This is a genomic window from Candidatus Krumholzibacteriia bacterium (genome assembly GCA_035649275.1).
Classification (GTDB): Bacteria; Krumholzibacteriota; Krumholzibacteriia.
In genome coordinates, this window is the sequence record DASRJW010000078.1 from 40,388 (window position 1) to 57,800 (window position 17,413).

General features: G+C 66.2%; 14 protein-coding genes. 6 read left to right on the plus strand and 8 right to left on the minus strand.

Features of this window, described 5'->3' with window-relative positions:
• Window positions 1–46: 46 nt before the first annotated feature.
• The gene (gene ychF, locus VFE28_07660) at window positions 47–1,132 is read left to right on the plus strand and encodes a redox-regulated ATPase YchF (protein ID HZM15863.1); all 1,086 of its coding nucleotides are present in this window, start codon (window positions 47–49) and stop codon (window positions 1,130–1,132) included.
• 689 nt (window positions 1,133–1,821) lie between these two features.
• Here ychF and VFE28_07665 read toward each other — a convergent pair.
• The 8 genes from VFE28_07665 to VFE28_07700 form a co-directional block, all read right to left on the minus strand.
• Window positions 1,822–3,660 carry a FlgD immunoglobulin-like domain containing protein gene (locus VFE28_07665; GenBank protein ID HZM15864.1) on the minus strand — a complete coding sequence of 613 codons (1,839 nt, stop codon included), beginning with the start codon at window positions 3,658–3,660 and terminating at the stop codon, window positions 1,822–1,824.
• Window positions 3,661–3,711: 51 nt separating this feature from the next.
• On the minus strand, window positions 3,712–4,122 hold the full coding sequence (locus VFE28_07670; GenBank protein HZM15865.1) for an AhpC/TSA family protein: 411 nt from the start codon (window positions 4,120–4,122) through the stop codon (window positions 3,712–3,714).
• A 162-nt stretch (window positions 4,123–4,284) separates the two neighbouring features.
• Window positions 4,285–5,247 carry a hydroxymethylbilane synthase gene (hemC, locus tag VFE28_07675; GenBank protein HZM15866.1) on the minus strand — a complete coding sequence of 321 codons (963 nt, stop codon included), beginning with the start codon at window positions 5,245–5,247 and terminating at the stop codon, window positions 4,285–4,287.
• Window positions 5,244–6,590, minus strand: coding sequence for a glutamyl-tRNA reductase (hemA, locus tag VFE28_07680; protein ID HZM15867.1), 1,347 nt, complete (start codon window positions 6,588–6,590; stop codon window positions 5,244–5,246). Before hemA ends, hemC begins: the two co-directional genes overlap by 4 nt.
• Before the next feature lie 7 nt (window positions 6,591–6,597).
• Entirely contained in the window at window positions 6,598–7,425 is an 828-nt protein-coding gene (gene ccsA, locus VFE28_07685) for a cytochrome c biogenesis protein CcsA (GenBank protein ID HZM15868.1), read from the minus strand.
• Window positions 7,426–7,570: 145 nt separating this feature from the next.
• Complete coding sequence (locus VFE28_07690) at window positions 7,571–8,692, minus strand: glycosyltransferase (protein HZM15869.1); 1,122 nt, start codon at window positions 8,690–8,692, stop codon at window positions 7,571–7,573.
• Window positions 8,693–8,735: 43 nt separating this feature from the next.
• Window positions 8,736–11,111 (minus strand): T9SS type A sorting domain-containing protein, encoded by a 2,376-nt coding sequence (locus tag VFE28_07695; GenBank protein HZM15870.1) that lies wholly within the window; start codon window positions 11,109–11,111, stop codon window positions 8,736–8,738.
• 239 nt (window positions 11,112–11,350) lie between these two features.
• On the minus strand, window positions 11,351–12,106 hold the full coding sequence (locus tag VFE28_07700; protein ID HZM15871.1) for a hypothetical protein: 756 nt from the start codon (window positions 12,104–12,106) through the stop codon (window positions 11,351–11,353).
• 213 nt (window positions 12,107–12,319) lie between these two features.
• Between VFE28_07700 and VFE28_07705 the strand changes: the two genes are divergently transcribed.
• The 5 genes from VFE28_07705 to VFE28_07725 all read left to right on the plus strand — a co-directional run.
• A complete protein-coding gene (locus VFE28_07705; GenBank protein ID HZM15872.1) occupies window positions 12,320–14,329 on the plus strand; it encodes an ATP-binding protein in 2,010 nt (669 codons plus the stop codon).
• Entirely contained in the window at window positions 14,326–14,730 is a 405-nt protein-coding gene (locus tag VFE28_07710; protein HZM15873.1) for a response regulator, read from the plus strand. The genes VFE28_07705 and VFE28_07710 overlap by 4 nt, the downstream gene beginning before the upstream one ends.
• Window positions 14,727–16,247, plus strand: coding sequence for a response regulator (locus VFE28_07715; GenBank protein HZM15874.1), 1,521 nt, complete (start codon window positions 14,727–14,729; stop codon window positions 16,245–16,247). The genes VFE28_07710 and VFE28_07715 overlap by 4 nt, the downstream gene beginning before the upstream one ends.
• Window positions 16,248–16,403: 156 nt before the next feature.
• Window positions 16,404–17,108 carry a hypothetical protein gene (locus VFE28_07720; protein HZM15875.1) on the plus strand — a complete coding sequence of 235 codons (705 nt, stop codon included), beginning with the start codon at window positions 16,404–16,406 and terminating at the stop codon, window positions 17,106–17,108.
• A gap of 35 nt (window positions 17,109–17,143) precedes the next feature.
• A partial coding sequence (locus VFE28_07725; GenBank protein HZM15876.1) for a hypothetical protein occupies window positions 17,144–17,413 on the plus strand: 270 nt, incomplete at its 3' end.

Below are 17,413 nucleotides of genomic sequence, written 5' to 3' on the forward strand. Positions count from 1 at the left end.
TCCGTGGCCCGGCGCCGCCGAGAGAATCTGCTAGGCTCACGGCGCGATGGGCCTATCCGTGGGAATCGCCGGGCTCCCGAACGTCGGCAAGACGACGCTGCTCAACGCCTTGACGCACGCAGGTGCGGACGCCTCGAACTATCCCTTCTGCACCATCGAGCAGAACGTCGGCATCGCTGCCGTGCCCGACCTGGACCTGCGCCGCCTGCAATCGATTCTTTCCCCCCAGGAGACGATCCCGGCGACGGTCCGCTTCGTCGACATCGCCGGCCTCGTCGAGGGTGCGAGCAAGGGCGAGGGGCTGGGGAACAAGTTCCTCGGCCACATCCGCGAAGTCGACGCCCTCCTGCACGTGGTCCGTTGCTTCGACGACCCGAACGTGACGCACGCGCCTGGTGCACCCGATCCAGTGCGCGACGCGAGCATCGTGGAGACGGAATTCTTCCTCGCCGACCTGGAGACGGCGGAACGGGCGCTCAAGCGCTGGGGTCTCGTCGCCAAGAGCGGCCGCGAGGGCAAAGAGGAAGCCGCCATCTTCGAGCGCGCGGCGCAGGCGCTGTCGCGGGCGACTCCCGTGTCGGACCTCGACCTCACCGAACGAGAGCGCGAGCTTCTCGCCGAAGCGCGTTTCCTCACCGACAAGCCGTGCCTGTACGTGGCGAACACCGGGGAGGACGACCCGGAGGGCCAGGGCCCGCTGGTGCAGGCGCTCGTCGCGGCCAAGGGGGCGGAGCGGGTGTTGCCCGTGTCGATTCGGCTCGAGGCGGAAGTCTCCGAGCTGCCGCCGGAGGAGCAGATCGCCTTCCTCCAGGGATTGGGACTGGAGAAAACAGCGCTGGATCTGGTGCTCGCCGCCTGCGCCCGGCTGCTCGGCCTCATCACCTTCTACACGATGGCGCACGAGAAGCTGCAAGCCTGGCACCTGCGGCGGGGCAGTACGGCGCAGCAGGCGGCGGGCAAGATCCACAGCGACATGGAGCGTGGCTTCATCCGTGCCGAAGTGATGGCGCTGGAGGATCTCGCCACCTGGGGGAGCCGGCAGGCCTTGCACGACCACGGCCGCATCCAAGTCGTCGGCCGCGACCACGTGGTCCAGGACAAGGACGTCCTGCAGATCCATTTCAAGGTGTGACTGAAGGTCGACACTCCGACACTCCGACTCGTAGACCGGCTGCCCGGCCTGGACGATGCCGCGTGCCTGTCAGTGCTCCTTCGCCTTGCAGAGGCGCTCCACGCGGTCAGCTTCTCGGGCCAATTCTCCGCTTCGCTTCAGTGTCTCCGGCGTTGGGGCCTCGTAGTACGCAAGATAGAGCTCCCCACACATGCGTTTGAAACACTCGCTGGACAGTTCTGGGTTGGATCTACCCACCCTGGCTCGAGAACCCCCTACGTAGCAGGGCGTCCTCCCGCTATCTACTAAGAGCATGCAGCGATAATCACCCAAGAGCGACCGCGCTCCTTCCACATCCCCTTCGAGGCACTTCACCTCGGCGATCCGGACCAGAACCTCGTAATTGGGAACTTCGAAGAGTCGCTCGGATGCCGCCAACTCGAAGGCTCTGCGTGCATCCGATAGGCGGCCAGAGACGAGGTCCTCCTCCCCTTGTTGGAGCAGTTCGTTGTATCGCAGCGCACCGGGTTTCTCGAAGAGCCGTAGGCGCTCAGGATCCTCCAGGGACTTGCCGCAGCCCGCGTGCACCAAGAGGACCGCGATCGAAGCGAGCAAGGCTCGGCGGACGCGCCCACAAGCGCACACGAATCGACCATTGCTGACCCAAGCTGGCTCGGACATCGCATGACCCCACCGCGAAAGGGGGATCCCTATCTCAGCAGCATCATCTTGCGCGACGCGGCGACTCCGGGCGCCTCGAGCCGATAGACGTAGAGTCCCGAGGCGACGGAGTTGCCCCGCTCGTCGCGGCCGTCCCAGTCGACGGTGGTCGGCCCCGCTGCAACGCTGGCGCCGGCGAGGAGCGTGCGCACCAGCCTGCCCTGGAGGTCGTGCACGCGCAAGCACACGCCCGACGCCGCTTGCGGCAGGTCGAAGGCGATGCTCGTCCGCGGGTTGAACGGATTCGGCACGTTCTGGTGCAGCATCGTGCGGGCAGGCGCCCAGGCGACGTCGCTCGTCGGCTCGCACTCGTCGGGAATACCGTTGGCGTTGGAGTCTTGGCTCGTGTGCTGGGCGATGTCCGTGGCGTCGCCGATGCCATTGCCGTTGCAGTCGTAGTCACCCAGTCGCAGATAGTAAACGTCTTGCTCGGAGTTGAAGGTGGCTGCCCAGGCCAGGTTCGCGCCCACGTTGTCCGAGATCATGTGGTAGTAGTCGCCGATCTTCTGCTGGTTGGGCCAACCCGCGTGGCTGTTCCACTGCGGGCTCGCCAATGTGTTCGGAGACCACGTCGTGCCGCCATCGTTCGAAGAGGAAGTGTAGAGCTCGCACAGGTTGGAGAAGCCCGAGGCGCGAGTGTCGTTCCACACCACGTCGATGCGCCCGTTCGGCGACAGAGACATGGTCGCGAACCACTGCCAGCCGAGCGTCAGGTCGGTGTTGATGCGGACCGGGGCGCTCCAGGTCTGCCCACCGTCGGTGCTGCGGCTGAAGTGCACGTCCATGGGGTCGGTGCCCACCGGATCGACGGAGGCCACCACGTACATCCATCCCGCTCGCGGGCCGTTGCCGCGGTCGATGGCGAGCCAGACTTGACCGAGGAGGCCCGCCGGGTTCGGGCTGTCCGGAACCTGCACGGCGATCGCGCCGCCGAGGCTGAAGGTGCGAGTGAAGTCGAAAGTGGGAACGCTCAGGGGATCCCTGGCGTTGCTGGAGCGGGCGACGAGGAAGCGGGAAAAGTCGTTCGGGTCGACGCCGGCGACCCAGAGAATGCCGCTCGCCGTGACGTCCATCGTCCCCCAGATGGGCGTGGTCGGGATCGTGACCGGCGCGGAGAAGCTGGTGCCGCCGTTGCTGGAGCGGTTGAAGATGTTGGTGCCGCAGCAGCCGGCGGCGGTGCTCCAGGCCTGGTAGATGTGGCCGTTCCCGAGGCCGCCGGTGCGGTCGACCTGGATCCACTGCTTGTCGCCACCATAAGAGTAGAACGGCCCGTCCCAGCTGGCGCCGCCGTTGGTGGAAACGAAGAGATCGGTGGAGAAATCGGTCTCGAGGCTGCTGTAGTAGAAGGTCCCATTCGCGTCATAGCCGAGCACAGGATCGCTGCGGAAGACGCCCGGCGTGAGCGGGCCCGGGAAACTCCAGGTGCGGCCGCCGTCGTCGCTCCAGGCGCGGCCGGCTTGCCGGAAGTTGGAGAAGATCGTGTCGAACTGTCGCCAGCCGATGGCGATGTGATTCGGGTTCGTGGGGTCGACGGCGATAGAGGGCTCGTTGGCCGCATCTTGCAGGATGTTGGCGCCGTTCGCGTCCACGTTCACCTGCACGCTGCTGAACGGGCCGGCCTGCGGCCGCGCCGCCGGCCCGGTCCGGCGCTGGGTGAGGATGCCCGGGGGGTCGTCCTGCTGTTCCCGTGGGAAGGAACCCGCGCCAGCCGCCTCGCCACCCATGGCACCCAAGGTGACCAGCCCCGTGAGGACCGCAATCAAGGGAACCAGAGAACCACGGTTCGAAAAGCTGCGCTCTCGCCCACTGCTCCCGCCGAGCCTGCTCATGGACACTCCCCTTCTGTTGTTCCGGCTGCGGCTGGAAAGGATAGCAGAGAGTCAGACTGCTGAGCGGAGCGCTTGCAGGATGTCTGCCGGAGCGGCGTGATCGCCGGGAAAACGGCTCTGCTGCCGCCAGACCAGCCGGCCGGAGGCGTCGAACACCAGGACACCGCCGAGCTGCCAGGGGTCTCCCTGGATTCCGACCTGTCGCGCACCCGTCCGGCGGGCCTTCCGCGCCGAGAGGAAGACACGCGGATCGAGAACCCTGACCCAGCTTCGACGCAGTCCGGCGGCCCGGTAGGAGCGCCGGCTCGGGTCTGCGTAAAGAGGGAAGGGGACGCGGGCGGCAGCGCCCAGGGCAGCAGCCTGCGCGGGGGTACCGTTCCCGATGCCGACGAGTGCCGCCCCTGCCGCGCTGATCTCCGGCGCCACGTCGCACAACTGTGCGATCTGCTCGCGGCAGAAGATTCAGCCGAAGTGACGCACGTAGACCAGCACGGAGGGGCGGTTGCGCAGGACATCGCCCAGGATGACTTCGCATCCGTCCCCGTCGAGGACACGGATGCCATCGAAACGGGACAGATTCACTCGTACCTCCACGATCGTGGGGGACCCGTCGAAGCTGAGTCCTCAGGCGTCGCTCTCGCTGGCAGGGGAGCGCAGCGAGGCCAGGATGTCGGCGGCGCCTTGGGCGAGGAGATCGTCCGCCACCTGTTGCGCCAGGCGCTGGACACTCGCCACCGGCCCAGCGGCCGAGCTCGAGAGCGCCTTGCTGCCCATGGCATCGAGCAAGCGGGCGCGCAGCGTCAGACGGTCGCCCTCGAGGGTCGCGAGCGCCCCGAGGGGGACGCGGCAACCGCCGTGCAGAGCGTGCAAGAGCAAGCGCTCCGCCGTCGTCGTCGAACGCGTGGGACCGTGGTCGGCGTGGCTGACGAGCGCCTGCGTCTCCTGATCGGCGGCGCGCACCTGCACCGCGATGGTGCCCTGAGCGGGGGCGGGCAGCATGATTTCCGGATCGAGGCGCACGCGGCCTTCCGGCCAGAGCCCGAGCCGATCCAAGCCGGCGCTGGAAACGAGGATGCCGTCCAGCTCGCCTTCCTCCACCTTGGCCAATCGAGTGGTCACGTTGCCGCGCAGCTCGACGACCTCCAGGTCGCGGCGCAGGCGGAGGAGCTGGGCCTGCCGCCGCAGGCTCGAGGTGCCGATGCGAGCGGCACGCGGCAGCGCCGAGATCGCCGCCCGGCCGTTGCTGTCGTCGAAGCCCCGCAGCGCTGACGCGATCAGGGCATCCCGCGGGTCGTCCCGAGGCAAGAGCGCCGCCAGCACGAGCTCGGGGGGCGACTCCGTGGGCAGATCCTTCAGGCTGTGGACGGCCACGTCCACCTTCCCGTCGAGGAGGGCGCGCTCGATCTCGCGGGTGAAGATCCCCACCGCTTGCAGTTCCTGGATCGGTGCGTGCTGCGCTTCGTCGCCGTGGCTCTTGATGGGGACGATCTCGACCTGCAGATCGCGATGCAGTGAAACCAGCACGTCGCGGGTGCGCTCGGCTTGCCAGAGGGCGAGACGACTGCCGCGGGTCCCAATGCGGATCATTCTTCGCGCTCCGCGCTCGAGTCCGGCACGGCCGACTCCCGGTCTCTTTCCGCCGTACTCGAGTCCAGGTCGGCCGCGCTCGAGTCCAGCGCGAAGACTTCGCGGATGGTCTGCAGGCGCCGCCGGCTGCTCTCGTCTTGCCCGGTGGTCTCACGCAACAGGTGCATCGGCCGGTGTAGGATCTTGTTGAGCAGGCTCTGCGTCACCTGATCGACCACCGTGCGTTGCTCGGGGGTCAGCTTGGCCCGCTCGACTTCCTGCAGACGCAGAGCTTCCAGGTTTTCCCGCAGCTCGCGGATCACCGGCCCGGCCTGCAAGCCCGCGTACCAGTCGAGGAAACGGTCCACTTCGTGGCGGATGATGCGTTCCACCCTGGGCACCTCGCGCCGGCGGCGCAGGAGATTCTGCTCGATCATCCCCTGCAGGCTGTCGATGTCGTGCAAGAAGACGTTGTCGATGTCGCCGACTGCAGAGTCCACGTCACGGGGGACGCCGATGTCCACCACCAAGAAGGAAGCGTGCTGGCGGCGTTTCTGGGCCCGCCGCACCATGGGTGCATCGATCAGGACCGCGGGCGCGCTGGTCGCGGTGATGACGATGTCCGCGGTGGCGAGAGCGGCGTCCAGGCGGTCCAGTCCCATGGGTTCGCCGCGCGTTTCGGTGGCCAGAGTCCGAGCGCGCTCGAGGCCGCGGTTGGCGAGGAGGAGCCGGCCGATGCCGTGCTCCCGCAGGCTCTGTGCCACGAGCGTCCCGGTCTCGCCGGCACCGACCACGAGCGCCGTACGCGGCGAGAGATCGGCGAAGACCTTGTGCGACAGGCTCACCGCCGCCACGGCGACGCTCACGGCGCCCTTGGAGATCTCCGTTTCGGCGCGGGCGCGTTTGCCGCAGCGCACCGCGGCCGCGAGCAGGCGCTCGCCGACGACACCGGCGGCATGGGCGCGCACGCTCGTGTCCGAGGCCTGGCGCACCTGCTGCAGCACTTGCGGCTCGCCGAGCATGGCGGAGTCGATCCCGGTGGCGACGCCGAACAGCTGCTCCACGGCGCGGCGGCCTTCGAGCCTATAGAAGAAGGCTTCGTCTCGCTCCGGGTCGACGGGTTTGTAGCGCGACAAAAGCCGCCAGGCGTCCTGCGTCGAGTTGCCGTTGAGATTGACGATGTAGATCTCGGTGCGGTTGCAGGTCGAGATGAGGAAGACGTCGCTGCCATGCAGCGTGTCGCGGGCTTCCTTGAGGAAGAGGTCGGCCTCGTCGGGAAGGAAGGCGATCTTCTCGCGGAACTCCAACGGCGCTTGCCGGTGGTTCGTCCCGATCATCAGCAAGCCCTTGGGCTCCGCGAGCATGTTCACCTCAGAGCGTGAAGTCGTGGAACGACGGGAACAGGTGATTCACGGCCAGGAGGGAGAAGACTACGAGCATGAAGCCGGCGATGGTGAAATAGACGATCCTCGTGCCGTACCAGCCGCCGGCGATGCGGGTGTACATACAGGCGGCGTAGACGGTCCAGGTGAGCAGGCTGAGCCACACCTTGGGGTCCTGCCAGAAGCGCGGGTACACCTCCAACGACATCAGCGAGCCGGCGCAGATGGCGAGCGTCAGGCAGCCGAGACCGAACATGGCGGCGCGCCAGTTCATGCCGGCCAGGATGTCGAGCGACGGCAGGCGGTCGTAGATGATGCCGAAGCGATGCCGGCGCAGCTCGTGATGGAGCATGAGATAGAGCAAACCGTAGATCGCCGAGACGGCGAAGCCGGAGTAACCCAGAAGAGCAGCGGCGATGTGCAGGCCGAAGAGCGGACTCTGCAGGATGCGCTCCTTGACCACGACGTTCGGATCGATGAAAGCGGAAGCCAGCGTCTGGCAGAGGAACACCAGGGGGACGAAGAGGATTCCGGTGTAGGGCGTGCCCGAGCGCTTCTCCTGCACGAAGTAGACGATCGCCAGAGCGAGCGCCAGCGCCGTCAGCGACTCGAAACTGGTGGCGATGGGGACGCGCCGCAACGTCAGGGTGAGCAGGCCGATGAAGCCCGCGTGCATGAGGATGGTCCCGAGTAGGGCCCGCGGCGCCAGGCGGCGCGCCACCGGGTCGTCGCGGAAGAAGAGGAGCGCATACGCCACTCCCAGGAGCCCGTAGGCGATGGGCAGCAGGGTGGCGAGGAGCCGGATCGCGAGGTGCATGGGACCCGCCCGAGAGAAAGCTCAATCCATTCTGGAATCTATGGTTGCCGCTTCGAAAGCGTCAAGGCCCGGTCCAGACCGGTCGCAGCGCCGCCGGCGCCGTCGTCCGGCGAGCGGCAAGGGGTGATTCTTCCCGCAAGTCGCTTCAGCGCGCCACCAGCAGACCGCGGTAGGCAGCCAGCGTTCCCTGCACCATGTGCTGGTAACCGTACTGTTCCGAGCGGGCGCGCGCCGCGGCGACGCAGCGCGAGCGCAACGTCGGGTTGCGCAACAGGCGCAGGATGGCAGCGGCGAGCTGCGACGGCTCTCTGGGTGGCACGAGAAGACCGGTCTCGCCGTCTTGGACCAGGTCCGGGACGCCGCCGGCCCGGGTGGCGACGACGGGCACGCCGAGGACCTGCGCGTCCATGATGGAGGTACAGAGCCCCTCCAGGGTCGACGACAAAACGAAGCAATCGAAGAGAGAGAGGATCTGCAAGGCATCGTCGCGGAAACCCGTCAACGTGACCTGTGCCGAAAGGCCGAGCTCGCGCACCAGCGCTTCGAGTCGCGGGCGTTCGGAACCTTCGCCGACGAGGAGGAACCGCGCTTCAGGCAAGTCATCGGCCACGAGGCGCGCCGCCCGGACGAAATCCACCTGCGCTTTGTGCGGTGCGAGCGCCGCCACATTGCCAATGACCGCGGCGCCACTCCCGAGGCCGAGTTCCCGGCGGAGTCTCGTCGTCTCGCCGAGCTGCCGGTGACGGGCGAGATCGATGCCGCTCGGGACCATGGCGATGCGCTCGGGTGCCACCCCGCACTGGACGAGGACATCGCGCACGCCGGTCGAGATCGCCAGATAGAGGTCGGCCCCGTAGCGGTACTTGAGCGCGCTCGGGCCGCGTCGGGCGAAGGGGAAATCGACGCGCCGGCTCACCACCAGGAAGGGCGGGCGGCGGCGCTGCAACCGGGAAAAGGCGAGGGCGAGGAAGGCGACGCCGTGGGCGTGCGAGGCGTGACAGTGCACGAGAGCGAAACGGCCGCGCCGGAAATAGTCCCGCAAGCGCCGGGCAGCGACGAGGTCCATACCGCCGCGGATGGGCAAAGGCAAGCAGGGGACGCCGATCTCGGCGGCGCGGCGGGTGATGGCGGCGTCGGGCGGCGCGGCGAGCTCGACCTCTGCCTCGCCTGCCTCGCGCAGTCCACGCATGAGAAGGAGGAGCTGATTCTCGCCGCCGCGCCAGGTCGTTTCCGAGTCGACCATGAGCACGCGGAAGCCTGCCGACATGGTTCCTCGGCTCATGCGCACCGTGTTCGAGACGCCAGGAGCCTCACTTCGCCACCAGAACCTTCTTCGTTACGATCCTGCTTCCCACGGTCAGTTTGGCGAAGTAGATACCGGCTGCCAGCTCGCCACCACCCTGGCCCTGAAGATCCCATGGATACGCATACACCCCGGTTTCGAACCTGCCCTGCGCGAGAATCCGGACTCGGCGCCCTGCGACATCGTAGATTATCAGCGAGACCTGTGCCGGCCGGTCGACGCCGAATTCGAGACTGCACGAGGAGTGAACCGGGTTCGTGGGGCGAAGGAAGACTTCGACCGGCGCCGACGTGATCATCGTCGGGGCCGTACTCCCACCGTCGTTGGGGTCGTTTTCGGGGCAGTGACGGCACGACGAGATGGTGAAGTGACGACAATCCGAGACCGTCTCACCGGTGGCCTTCTTGCTCTTCAGCCGGTATTTGAACACGCCCCTTTGACAGACACCTTGCCACACGAGTCGGTGGTTCGTCCCGCCAGAGCCGCCGGACTTCGTGCTGGAGGGCGTTCCGGCGCATGGTGCCGAGTGCGTGGGGAAGAACACGTCGAGCTTGTCGGAGCCGCGGTCGGTCGGCACGCTCGTCTGCCAGGAGACGTCGAGCTTCACCAAGTGATTGCCGTTGCGGCAGAACTTTGACACGCTGGGCAGCACGCTCGATTCCAAAATGTCCCAAACGGCGAAGGTCGTATCGGAAACGTCGCTCGCGACCGCCAGCGAATCATGACTGGTTACACGAAACCTCATCCGGTCACTGGTTCCCCCCAGGCCACCGAAGTCGTGCGAGCCGGTGTTGGGCAGGGCGGAATGCACGAGCGGATAGCTCAGGCCGCCATCGAAGGAGAGCGCGACGTCGACGGAGGTGATCTTCGCCACATCGCGACGGAGCCAGGTGACGATGACGTTCTGACCGCTCGCGATGAACTCTCCCCCATTCGGAGTGACGACGTACTGCTTCGGACTGAGGTAGATATCAGCCAACATGTCGGTTGAGAACGGATCCCTCCTGATGTTCTCGATGGCTACACTGGTCCGTACGGACTGGGCTGAGGTGTAGAGATCCTCGGAGTAGAGGTTGGTGTTCGGGTTGGTCCCGGGGCCGAAGTCCACGTGCATGGGGAGCCCTGGAGGCGGCGAGTCGGTGAAGAAGTCGCCGGCGAATCCCTCGTAGCACCAATCCGATTCCAAAGTGTCCCTTCCGGCCACGCCGAGACCAGGACGTTTTCCCCAGGCACTCTCCAGATCCCAAGCCCGATCGGGGAGGACATGCCAGACCAAGAGCCCGGTGCCGAGGAGTTTGGCGTCGTAGATCGAGCTCGCCGCGCCCTGGTAGTTGGCGACGATGAAGTACTGGTCCAGATGCTGCGGTGAGTTCGCCGGCACGATCTTGAAGATCGTCCCCTGCGGTCCGCGAATCTCCGGGATCCGGAGGCCTCGCGTGTCGCTGGTGATCTCTCGTACGGGAACCCAAGCGAACCCCGCCTGGACGGGCTCCGGTTGCATCAACCAGACCGGGTGGAAAGGTACCAAGCCTTCGTTCGGCCGTGAATCGGCCGGCTGCAACGCCTTCAGCAAATCGTATCGACCCATGTTCACATACTCTGTGACGGGAGGTAGGTGGCACTGACCAGGTGGCGTCCCGGGGCCTTCCACAGGCAGCGGCCAGCCGGTGTAAGGTGAGTGACTGTTTGCGAAGAGAATGTGCCCGTATTCGTGCGCAGCCCCTTGAGCGACACGATCATTCGTTGGGCTCGTCATCGAATCGAACGTGAACAAGCGCTGCGTTTCTCCCCGCTTCACGCATCCAATCCCCCCGCACTCGAGGAAGCCCGGCACGTCGACCCAACCCAGACGGTCGAATCCACCCCCTCTGCCTCCGAAGAACGGGCTCTCGTAAGTGATCACGAAGACCATGTTCACCGGATCCCAGTAGTTCACACCGGCAACAGGCGGATAGGTGTCGTGGACTATTTGCATGATCTGGTTGTTGAGAAGACCGTAATCGTCGTTTGCCTGATACGTCACCGCCGGATTCGGCGCCCGCCATGCTTTGGTCGAATCAGCGCCAGGCCGCTTCGTGATCTCGAGACTGAGGACTTGCTGACCGCGAGACATGACCCGAACGAAAGCCGTCAGCTCCTCGACGAGCCAGGTGCTCCATGCCGGCAGGAGGCTGTCTCGACCCGCGGGGGCTTGCGGGAAATAGACGAAAAGGAGCCTGGCCTCGACATGCGGGAGCGGCGCGAAACCACGGTGCGGGGGAATGGGCTTTGGATCCTGGCCGGTTGCGAAACCTGTGGCCGGGCCAGGAGCGGGAGAGCCAAGGGTCAGGGCAACGAAGGGTAGGAACCCCCGGAGCGCCCGGACGCGGTGGCCGGCTTGCATCGCCGATCCAGTCGATGAGTGGCAGCACGAGCGTCTCGCGTCGAGAACGGCGAAAGCCAGCTCGTGAGTGCGGCTCAGAGAGAATCAACCGGTTCAGCAGTCGAAGTCAAGACGACCGAGCTCAACGGGGCAGTCGATGCTTGGCCACCATTCACAGGACCTGCTGAGTACGATTGCTCCTGTCGTCGACGGAGGCAGTCCGAGGGAACCTATCCGGGTTGACGAGGTGACGCCTCGGCTCAGGGTCCCGCCAGCTGCGCCAGCTCGGCCACGGGATCCGCGGCGCGTAGCAAGGCCGTTCCCAGGCACACCGCGTCCACGTGGCCGCGCACCGCGCGCACATCCGCGGCGCTCCGGATGCCGAAGCAAGAGAGCACGGAGCGGGACGCCGGGATGCGGGGGGCGAGCTGCAGCGTCGTCTCCAGATCCAGCCGACCGCTGTCGAAATCACGGTTGGAGATGCCGATGATCGGCGCATCGGTGGCGAGGGCGGCGTCGAGCTCCAGGGCATTGGCGACCAGGACGACCGCCACCATGTGGGTGGAGCGGGCGACGCGAAGGGCGGTCTGCAAGCGCTCTCCCGGCAGGAGAGCCGGGCGGAGGAAGAGCGAATCGGCCCCGAGCCGGCGGGAGTCGTAGATTTGCAGCTCCTCCACGATGAAATCGTGACGCAGGAGCGGAACCTGCACGCCCAGTCTTTCCAAGCCGGCGAGGTCCTCGCGGCTGCCGCCCCAGTAGCGCGACTCGGTGGCGACGACGAAGGCGCCGATTCCGACTTCCTCGAGGCGCGCGGCGAGAGTCGGTAGGTCGAGGTCGGGGCGGATCTCTCCCTCCCAGGGATCGCGGCGCTTGAGCTCGACGAAAAGCGACAGCGACTCCCTTCCGGTGCCGATGGAGTAGCGCAGGTCGCGCGTGCTGGGCCGGACGTTGCGAAGCAGACGTTCATCCAGCTGGGCCAGTTCGGCGCGCTTGTCCTGCAGGATCTGCTCGAGCATGCACGGCCTCCAGACACCGGACTCCCACCGCACGGAGGAATCATAAAGGACGCCGGGGCATGGTGCTGCCGGCCTCGTGGAACGCGGGTTGCAAGCGGGGGAAAGTCCGAGAGAAACCGCGCCGGCTAGGCGGAGAGCGCGAAGCGCCGGAGCCGGCGCCGACGATGCCATCGCGCTCCAGGCGAATCGCGTGTCGTCGAATTCGAGCCACCGATGCGGTCCATCACCAGCTATCTGCCGCCTCTGCCGCTGAAGACGAAGTTCGCCGTCGTCATCGGTGCCATGATCCTGGCCGTGGCGATGCTGATCACGACTTTCCTGACGCTGCAGCAGGAGTCCACGATCCGCGATGGTCTGGCCCGCCGCGCCGTCGCCCTGACGGAAAACCTCGCCTACAACTGCCAGCTGCCCCTGGTGACGCAGAACACCGCCTCCTTGCAGCGCCTCGGCAACGGATTGCTCGGACACGCCGAAGTCGCCTTCGTGCAGTTCGAGGACACGCTCGGCGTCGCCATGGTGCGGGTCGGCGTGCACCCCGAGACCCTCGACCTCATTCCCGAGACGAGCGAGGTGCAACCGGATGGCGCCCGCACCGCTTGGATGCGCGGCTCCGACGGCGTCCGCTACCTGGAAGTCGTGGCCCCGGTGACCCTGGAAGCGGCGGTGGACGGCGACATCCTAGCGAGCAAGCGCCAGGTGGGGCGGAGCGAGCTCATCGGCAACGTACGGGTCGGCATGTCGTCGGCTGACGCGGAGGGGCGCATCGCCGCCATGAGCCGCCTCGCCAGTCTCCTCGGCATCGCCGTGGCTTTGGCCGCCAGCGTGGTGGCGGCACTGGTCGTGTCTCGGATCATCCGCCCGCTGACCCAGCTCATGGAGGGCAACGGCCGCGTGGCGCGCGGCGACTTCAGCGTGCGCCTCGCCGTCGGGTCGCGCGACGAGTTCGGCCGCTTGGCGATGTCCTGGAACCAGATGGCCGACGAAATCCAGCGCTCTCGGGAGCTCGCCACGAGCTATCTCGAGACTCTCCGCGAGAACGCCGAGAAGCTCGAGGAGGTGAACCGGACTCTCCTGCGCAAGAACGAAGAGATCGCCAAGGCGAGCCGCATGAAGTCCGAGTTCCTCGCCATCATGTCCCACGAGCTGCGCACGCCTCTGAACGGCATCATCGGTTTCTCCGAAGTCCTCTTGGACGAAAAGTTCGGCAAGCTCAACGACAAGCAGCGGCGCTTCACGGAAAACGCGCTCACCAGCGGACGGCATCTGCTGCGGCTGATCAACGACATCCTCGACCTTTCCAAGATCGAGGCGGGCAAGATGGAAGTGGCGCCGCACGAGTTCGACTTGCGCCAGAGCCTCGACGAGATCCAGACCCTGGTGCGCAACCTGGCGCTGAAGAAGGACATTCAGCTGCACTGCAAGCCGGTTCCCGAGCTGCTGGCGAAGACGGACCCGAAGCTCTTCAAGCAGGTGATGTTCAATCTGCTCTCCAACGCCATCAAGTTCACCCCGTCGGGTGGGCGCGTGGACGTCGTTGTGCAATGCCTCGAGGGCCAGTCGCTCCGGGTGCAGCCCATCAGCCATTTGCTGCCGGCGCGCCGCCGCGAGCGCATCGAAAGCCACAGAGAGTATGCGCTCATCGAAGTGCGTGACTCCGGGATCGGCATCTCTCCGGAGGATCACGAAAGGATCTTCGTGCCCTTCCAGCAGCTCGACACGTCCTACGCCCGCCGGCAGGAGGGCACGGGTCTGGGCCTGGCCTTGACACGCCGTCTCGTGCGGCTTTTGGGGGGCGAGATCTCGTTCACCAGCCAGCAGGGCAAAGGCAGCAGCTTCGTCTTCTACATGCCGCTGCAATACAGCGGCCATGATGTAGAGGACGACTTATCTCCGGAACAGGAGGCGGCCGCGCCGGGGAGGGCCGTCGAAGCAGTTCCTGAGAGGTCGAGCAACGCGCCGGCGCCGCTGCTGGAGTCGAACGGATCACCGGCCGTCGATGCGGAACGACAGACCGAGAAGGCTCTCTGGCCCTGGGGCGAGCCGCCTTTTCGGCACAAGAAGAAGCAGGCGTCGCGCGCCGTGAGCGGGGACGCCAGCGACCATGCCAGGCAGGAGGCGCCTCGGCACGGGTCGCAGCGATCGGGCGTGTTCGAGGAGGAGGTCGGGGTACCGAAGGGGACTGGCGTTCCTGAGGCCCCCGAGTTCGTGAGGAGGCGGCAGTGAAGCAGAAGCACAAGAAACGCGGGCGAGTGCTTCTCATCGAGGACGACGAGCTCAATCTGGAGTTGGTGCAGATCGTCCTCGAGGGCGCGGGTTTCGAGGTGCTGAGTGCGCCGGCCGCGGCCGCGGGCATCGACATCGCCCGCAAAGCGGCACCCGACGTCATCCTAATGGACGTGCAGATGCCGGACATGGACGGCCTGGATGCGACGCGCATCCTCCGCGCCGACCCCGACACTGCCCGGATCCCCATCATCGCAGTGACGGCGCATGTGAAGAAGGAAGATCAGATGCGCTGTCTCGAAGCCGGCTGCACTCTCCATCTGTCCAAGCCCGTCGATACGCGCACGCTCCCGGAAATCGTGGAGCGCGTCATCGGCGCGACGGCGGAGCATGTCGCATGAGGCATGAGGATGCACGCAGCCCGTCGGCCGGGCTGCCCGGCCGATTTACGCCCACCTGGGGCGAGGGGGATCGTGTCGGACCCTCGGGGGCCGAGCCCACGGCCCGGGCAGAAGACGCCCAGCAAGGCGCTTGCATCCTCGTGGTCGACGACAACGCTCTCAACTGCGAGCTCTTCGAAGCCATGCTGGTGCCCGAGGGCTACCGGGTGGAGCAAGCTTTTTCCGGCCCGGAAGCGCTGGCACTGGCCGAGCGCCTTCGCCCCGACATGATCCTCCTCGACGTGAACATGCCGGGGATGGACGGCTTCGAGGTGGCGCGCCGGCTGCGGGCAGGGGAGTCGACTCGTCTCATCCCGATCGTCATGGTCACGGCGTTGGGCGACCTCGATCATCGCGTGCGGGGTCTCGAAGCCGGCGCCGACGACTATCTGGCGAAACCCGTCAGTCAGGCCGAACTCGTGGCGCGGGTGCAGAGCACGCTCCGGCTCACCTACTTGCACCGGCAGGTCGACGAGAGGCAGAAGCTGGAGCTCGTTCTCGGTGACGTGAGCGACGGCATCCTCATCCTCGACGCCCAGGGGCGGGTCCGCGAAGTGAGTCCGAGCGCGCGCCGCTGGCTCGAGCTCCCTCGCGACGTGCAGCACCTCACCGAGGCCTGGGGCCGCCTCGAGGGCGCTCCGGACGATCTCGACATTGCGATTCGTCGGGGGGAAGCGCGGGATTTCGTCCTCGAACGGTCGGAGCCGCCGCTCTTCCTGCGCGCCTCGTTGCGTCCCGTGCGCGACCCTCAGGGGAACGCGACGGGAGCGGTACTTTCGGTGCGCGATGTCACCAGGGAGCGGCTCGAGCACAAGCTGCAGCAGGACGTCCTTTCCCTGATGAGCCACAAGCTGCGCACGCCCCTCACGGTGGTGACGTCGTGGACCGAGGTGCTCCTCGAAGGCGGCTGCGGCGAGTTGCAGGAACCGCAGAAGCAGGCGCTCGGCGCCATCGCCGGCGCCGCCACCCAACTGCGGTCGGTGCTGGACGGCATCTTCACCCACATGGAGTGGACACGGCGCTTGCAGCACCTGAAGCGCCGCCGGGTGGGGTTCGCGGCGATCGCAGCGGAGCTGCAGAGCAAGGTGCACCAGCACCTGGGCGAGAAAGCCCCGGTGACGGTGAAGGCCGCAGAGGGCGAGATCGTCGTCGACCACGGCCTGTTCGTGGACGCGCTGCTGGAACTGGTGCGCAACGCCGTCAAGTTCGGGGGCCCGGCCGTCCAGGTCCACGTGCACCTGCATCGGGACGCCCAGGGCCCCGTGGTCGAAGTGAGCGACAACGGTTTGGGCATCCCGGCAGAACACCTGGAACGTATCTTCGAACGCTTCTATCAGGTAGAACCTGAGTTCACCGGTCAAATTCATGGACTCGGCCTCGGGCTTTCCATGGTGAAGCGCGCCATGGATGGCATGGGCGCCGTGCTCTCGGTCCACAGTCAGCTGCAGCGGGGCACGCGCTTCACCATCCGCTTTTGACACCCAGTCAAATCAATCGTCCAAATCAATAGCCACGTCGCGTCGCTTGACTCTGCTCGAGTGGCTGGCTATATTGATGGCCCCCTGACTGACGCTCGGTCGTTCGCTGCGCGTACAACACGATGCCTGCGCGCCTTGCGGCGTGCAGGAGGCGTCATGCGTATCGTCAGTGCACTGACTTTGGCTTCTGCCCTTGCCCTCGCCTTGAGTGCGGCTCAGGTGTACGCCGGACAGGACGGCGCCATCGATCTTGTTCCCTACGGGATCGATCCCATCACAGGAAACCGCACCACCCCCGACTTCGGTGCTTGCCAGGCCACGGTGGCTTCCCTCTACGGCGGTCTCGTGAGCAGGTTGTCGTTCGGTGTCTATGCTCGCCTTGCAGGTGCGACGCTGGCTGGGATGACTCTCGCGGAATTCTACTTGCAGGGGCTCGAAACGAATGCGACGGGCCAGCTTCCTGCGGGTTGGACGAAGAACGTCACCTTCCCTTCGCCAGCTGTCTCCGTGGGGTCGATCTCCGATCCTGAACCTGCGGACGGAGAGTTGGTACGCCGTTGCGATGTGGTCTGGCCTGGCCCCGAGTGCAAGACGGACGCTCTGGTGCTCTTGGCCCTCGTCGACCTCACGGCTTTCAATTTCGCTCCGAACTTCGCCGACAACCACTACGTCAGTGTGGTGGCCGGGGTACCCTCGCTTCCTCCCGAGATGGCGTGCCCCTTCTTGGCGCTCTGTGACTTCCCGTACTTCACCCAGGTCTGTGTCACTGGGGGTCAGCTCATCATCAATCCGTCGGGCCCGGCGTGCACGGTTGCGGTCGAACAGGCCACCTGGTCCCGGGTGAAGGGGCTCTATCGATAGAGTCAAGGCCGCTTATGCAACCTGAGGGAGGATCCATGCGAATCGTCGGTGCTCTCATCCTGGTGCTCGCACTGTGTTCGGCATCGGCGCAGGCAGGAATTAACGGCTCGATCGATCTCTTCCCTTACGGGATCGATCCCAGCACAGGAAACCGCACCACTCCCGACTTCGGTTCCTGCCAAGCCACGGTCGCATCCCTCTTCGGCGGAGTGCTATATCGGCTATCGATCGGCGTTTATGCGCGGCTTGCCGGCGCGACACTGGCTGGCATGCAGACCGCGGAGCTGTACCTTCAGGGGCTCGAA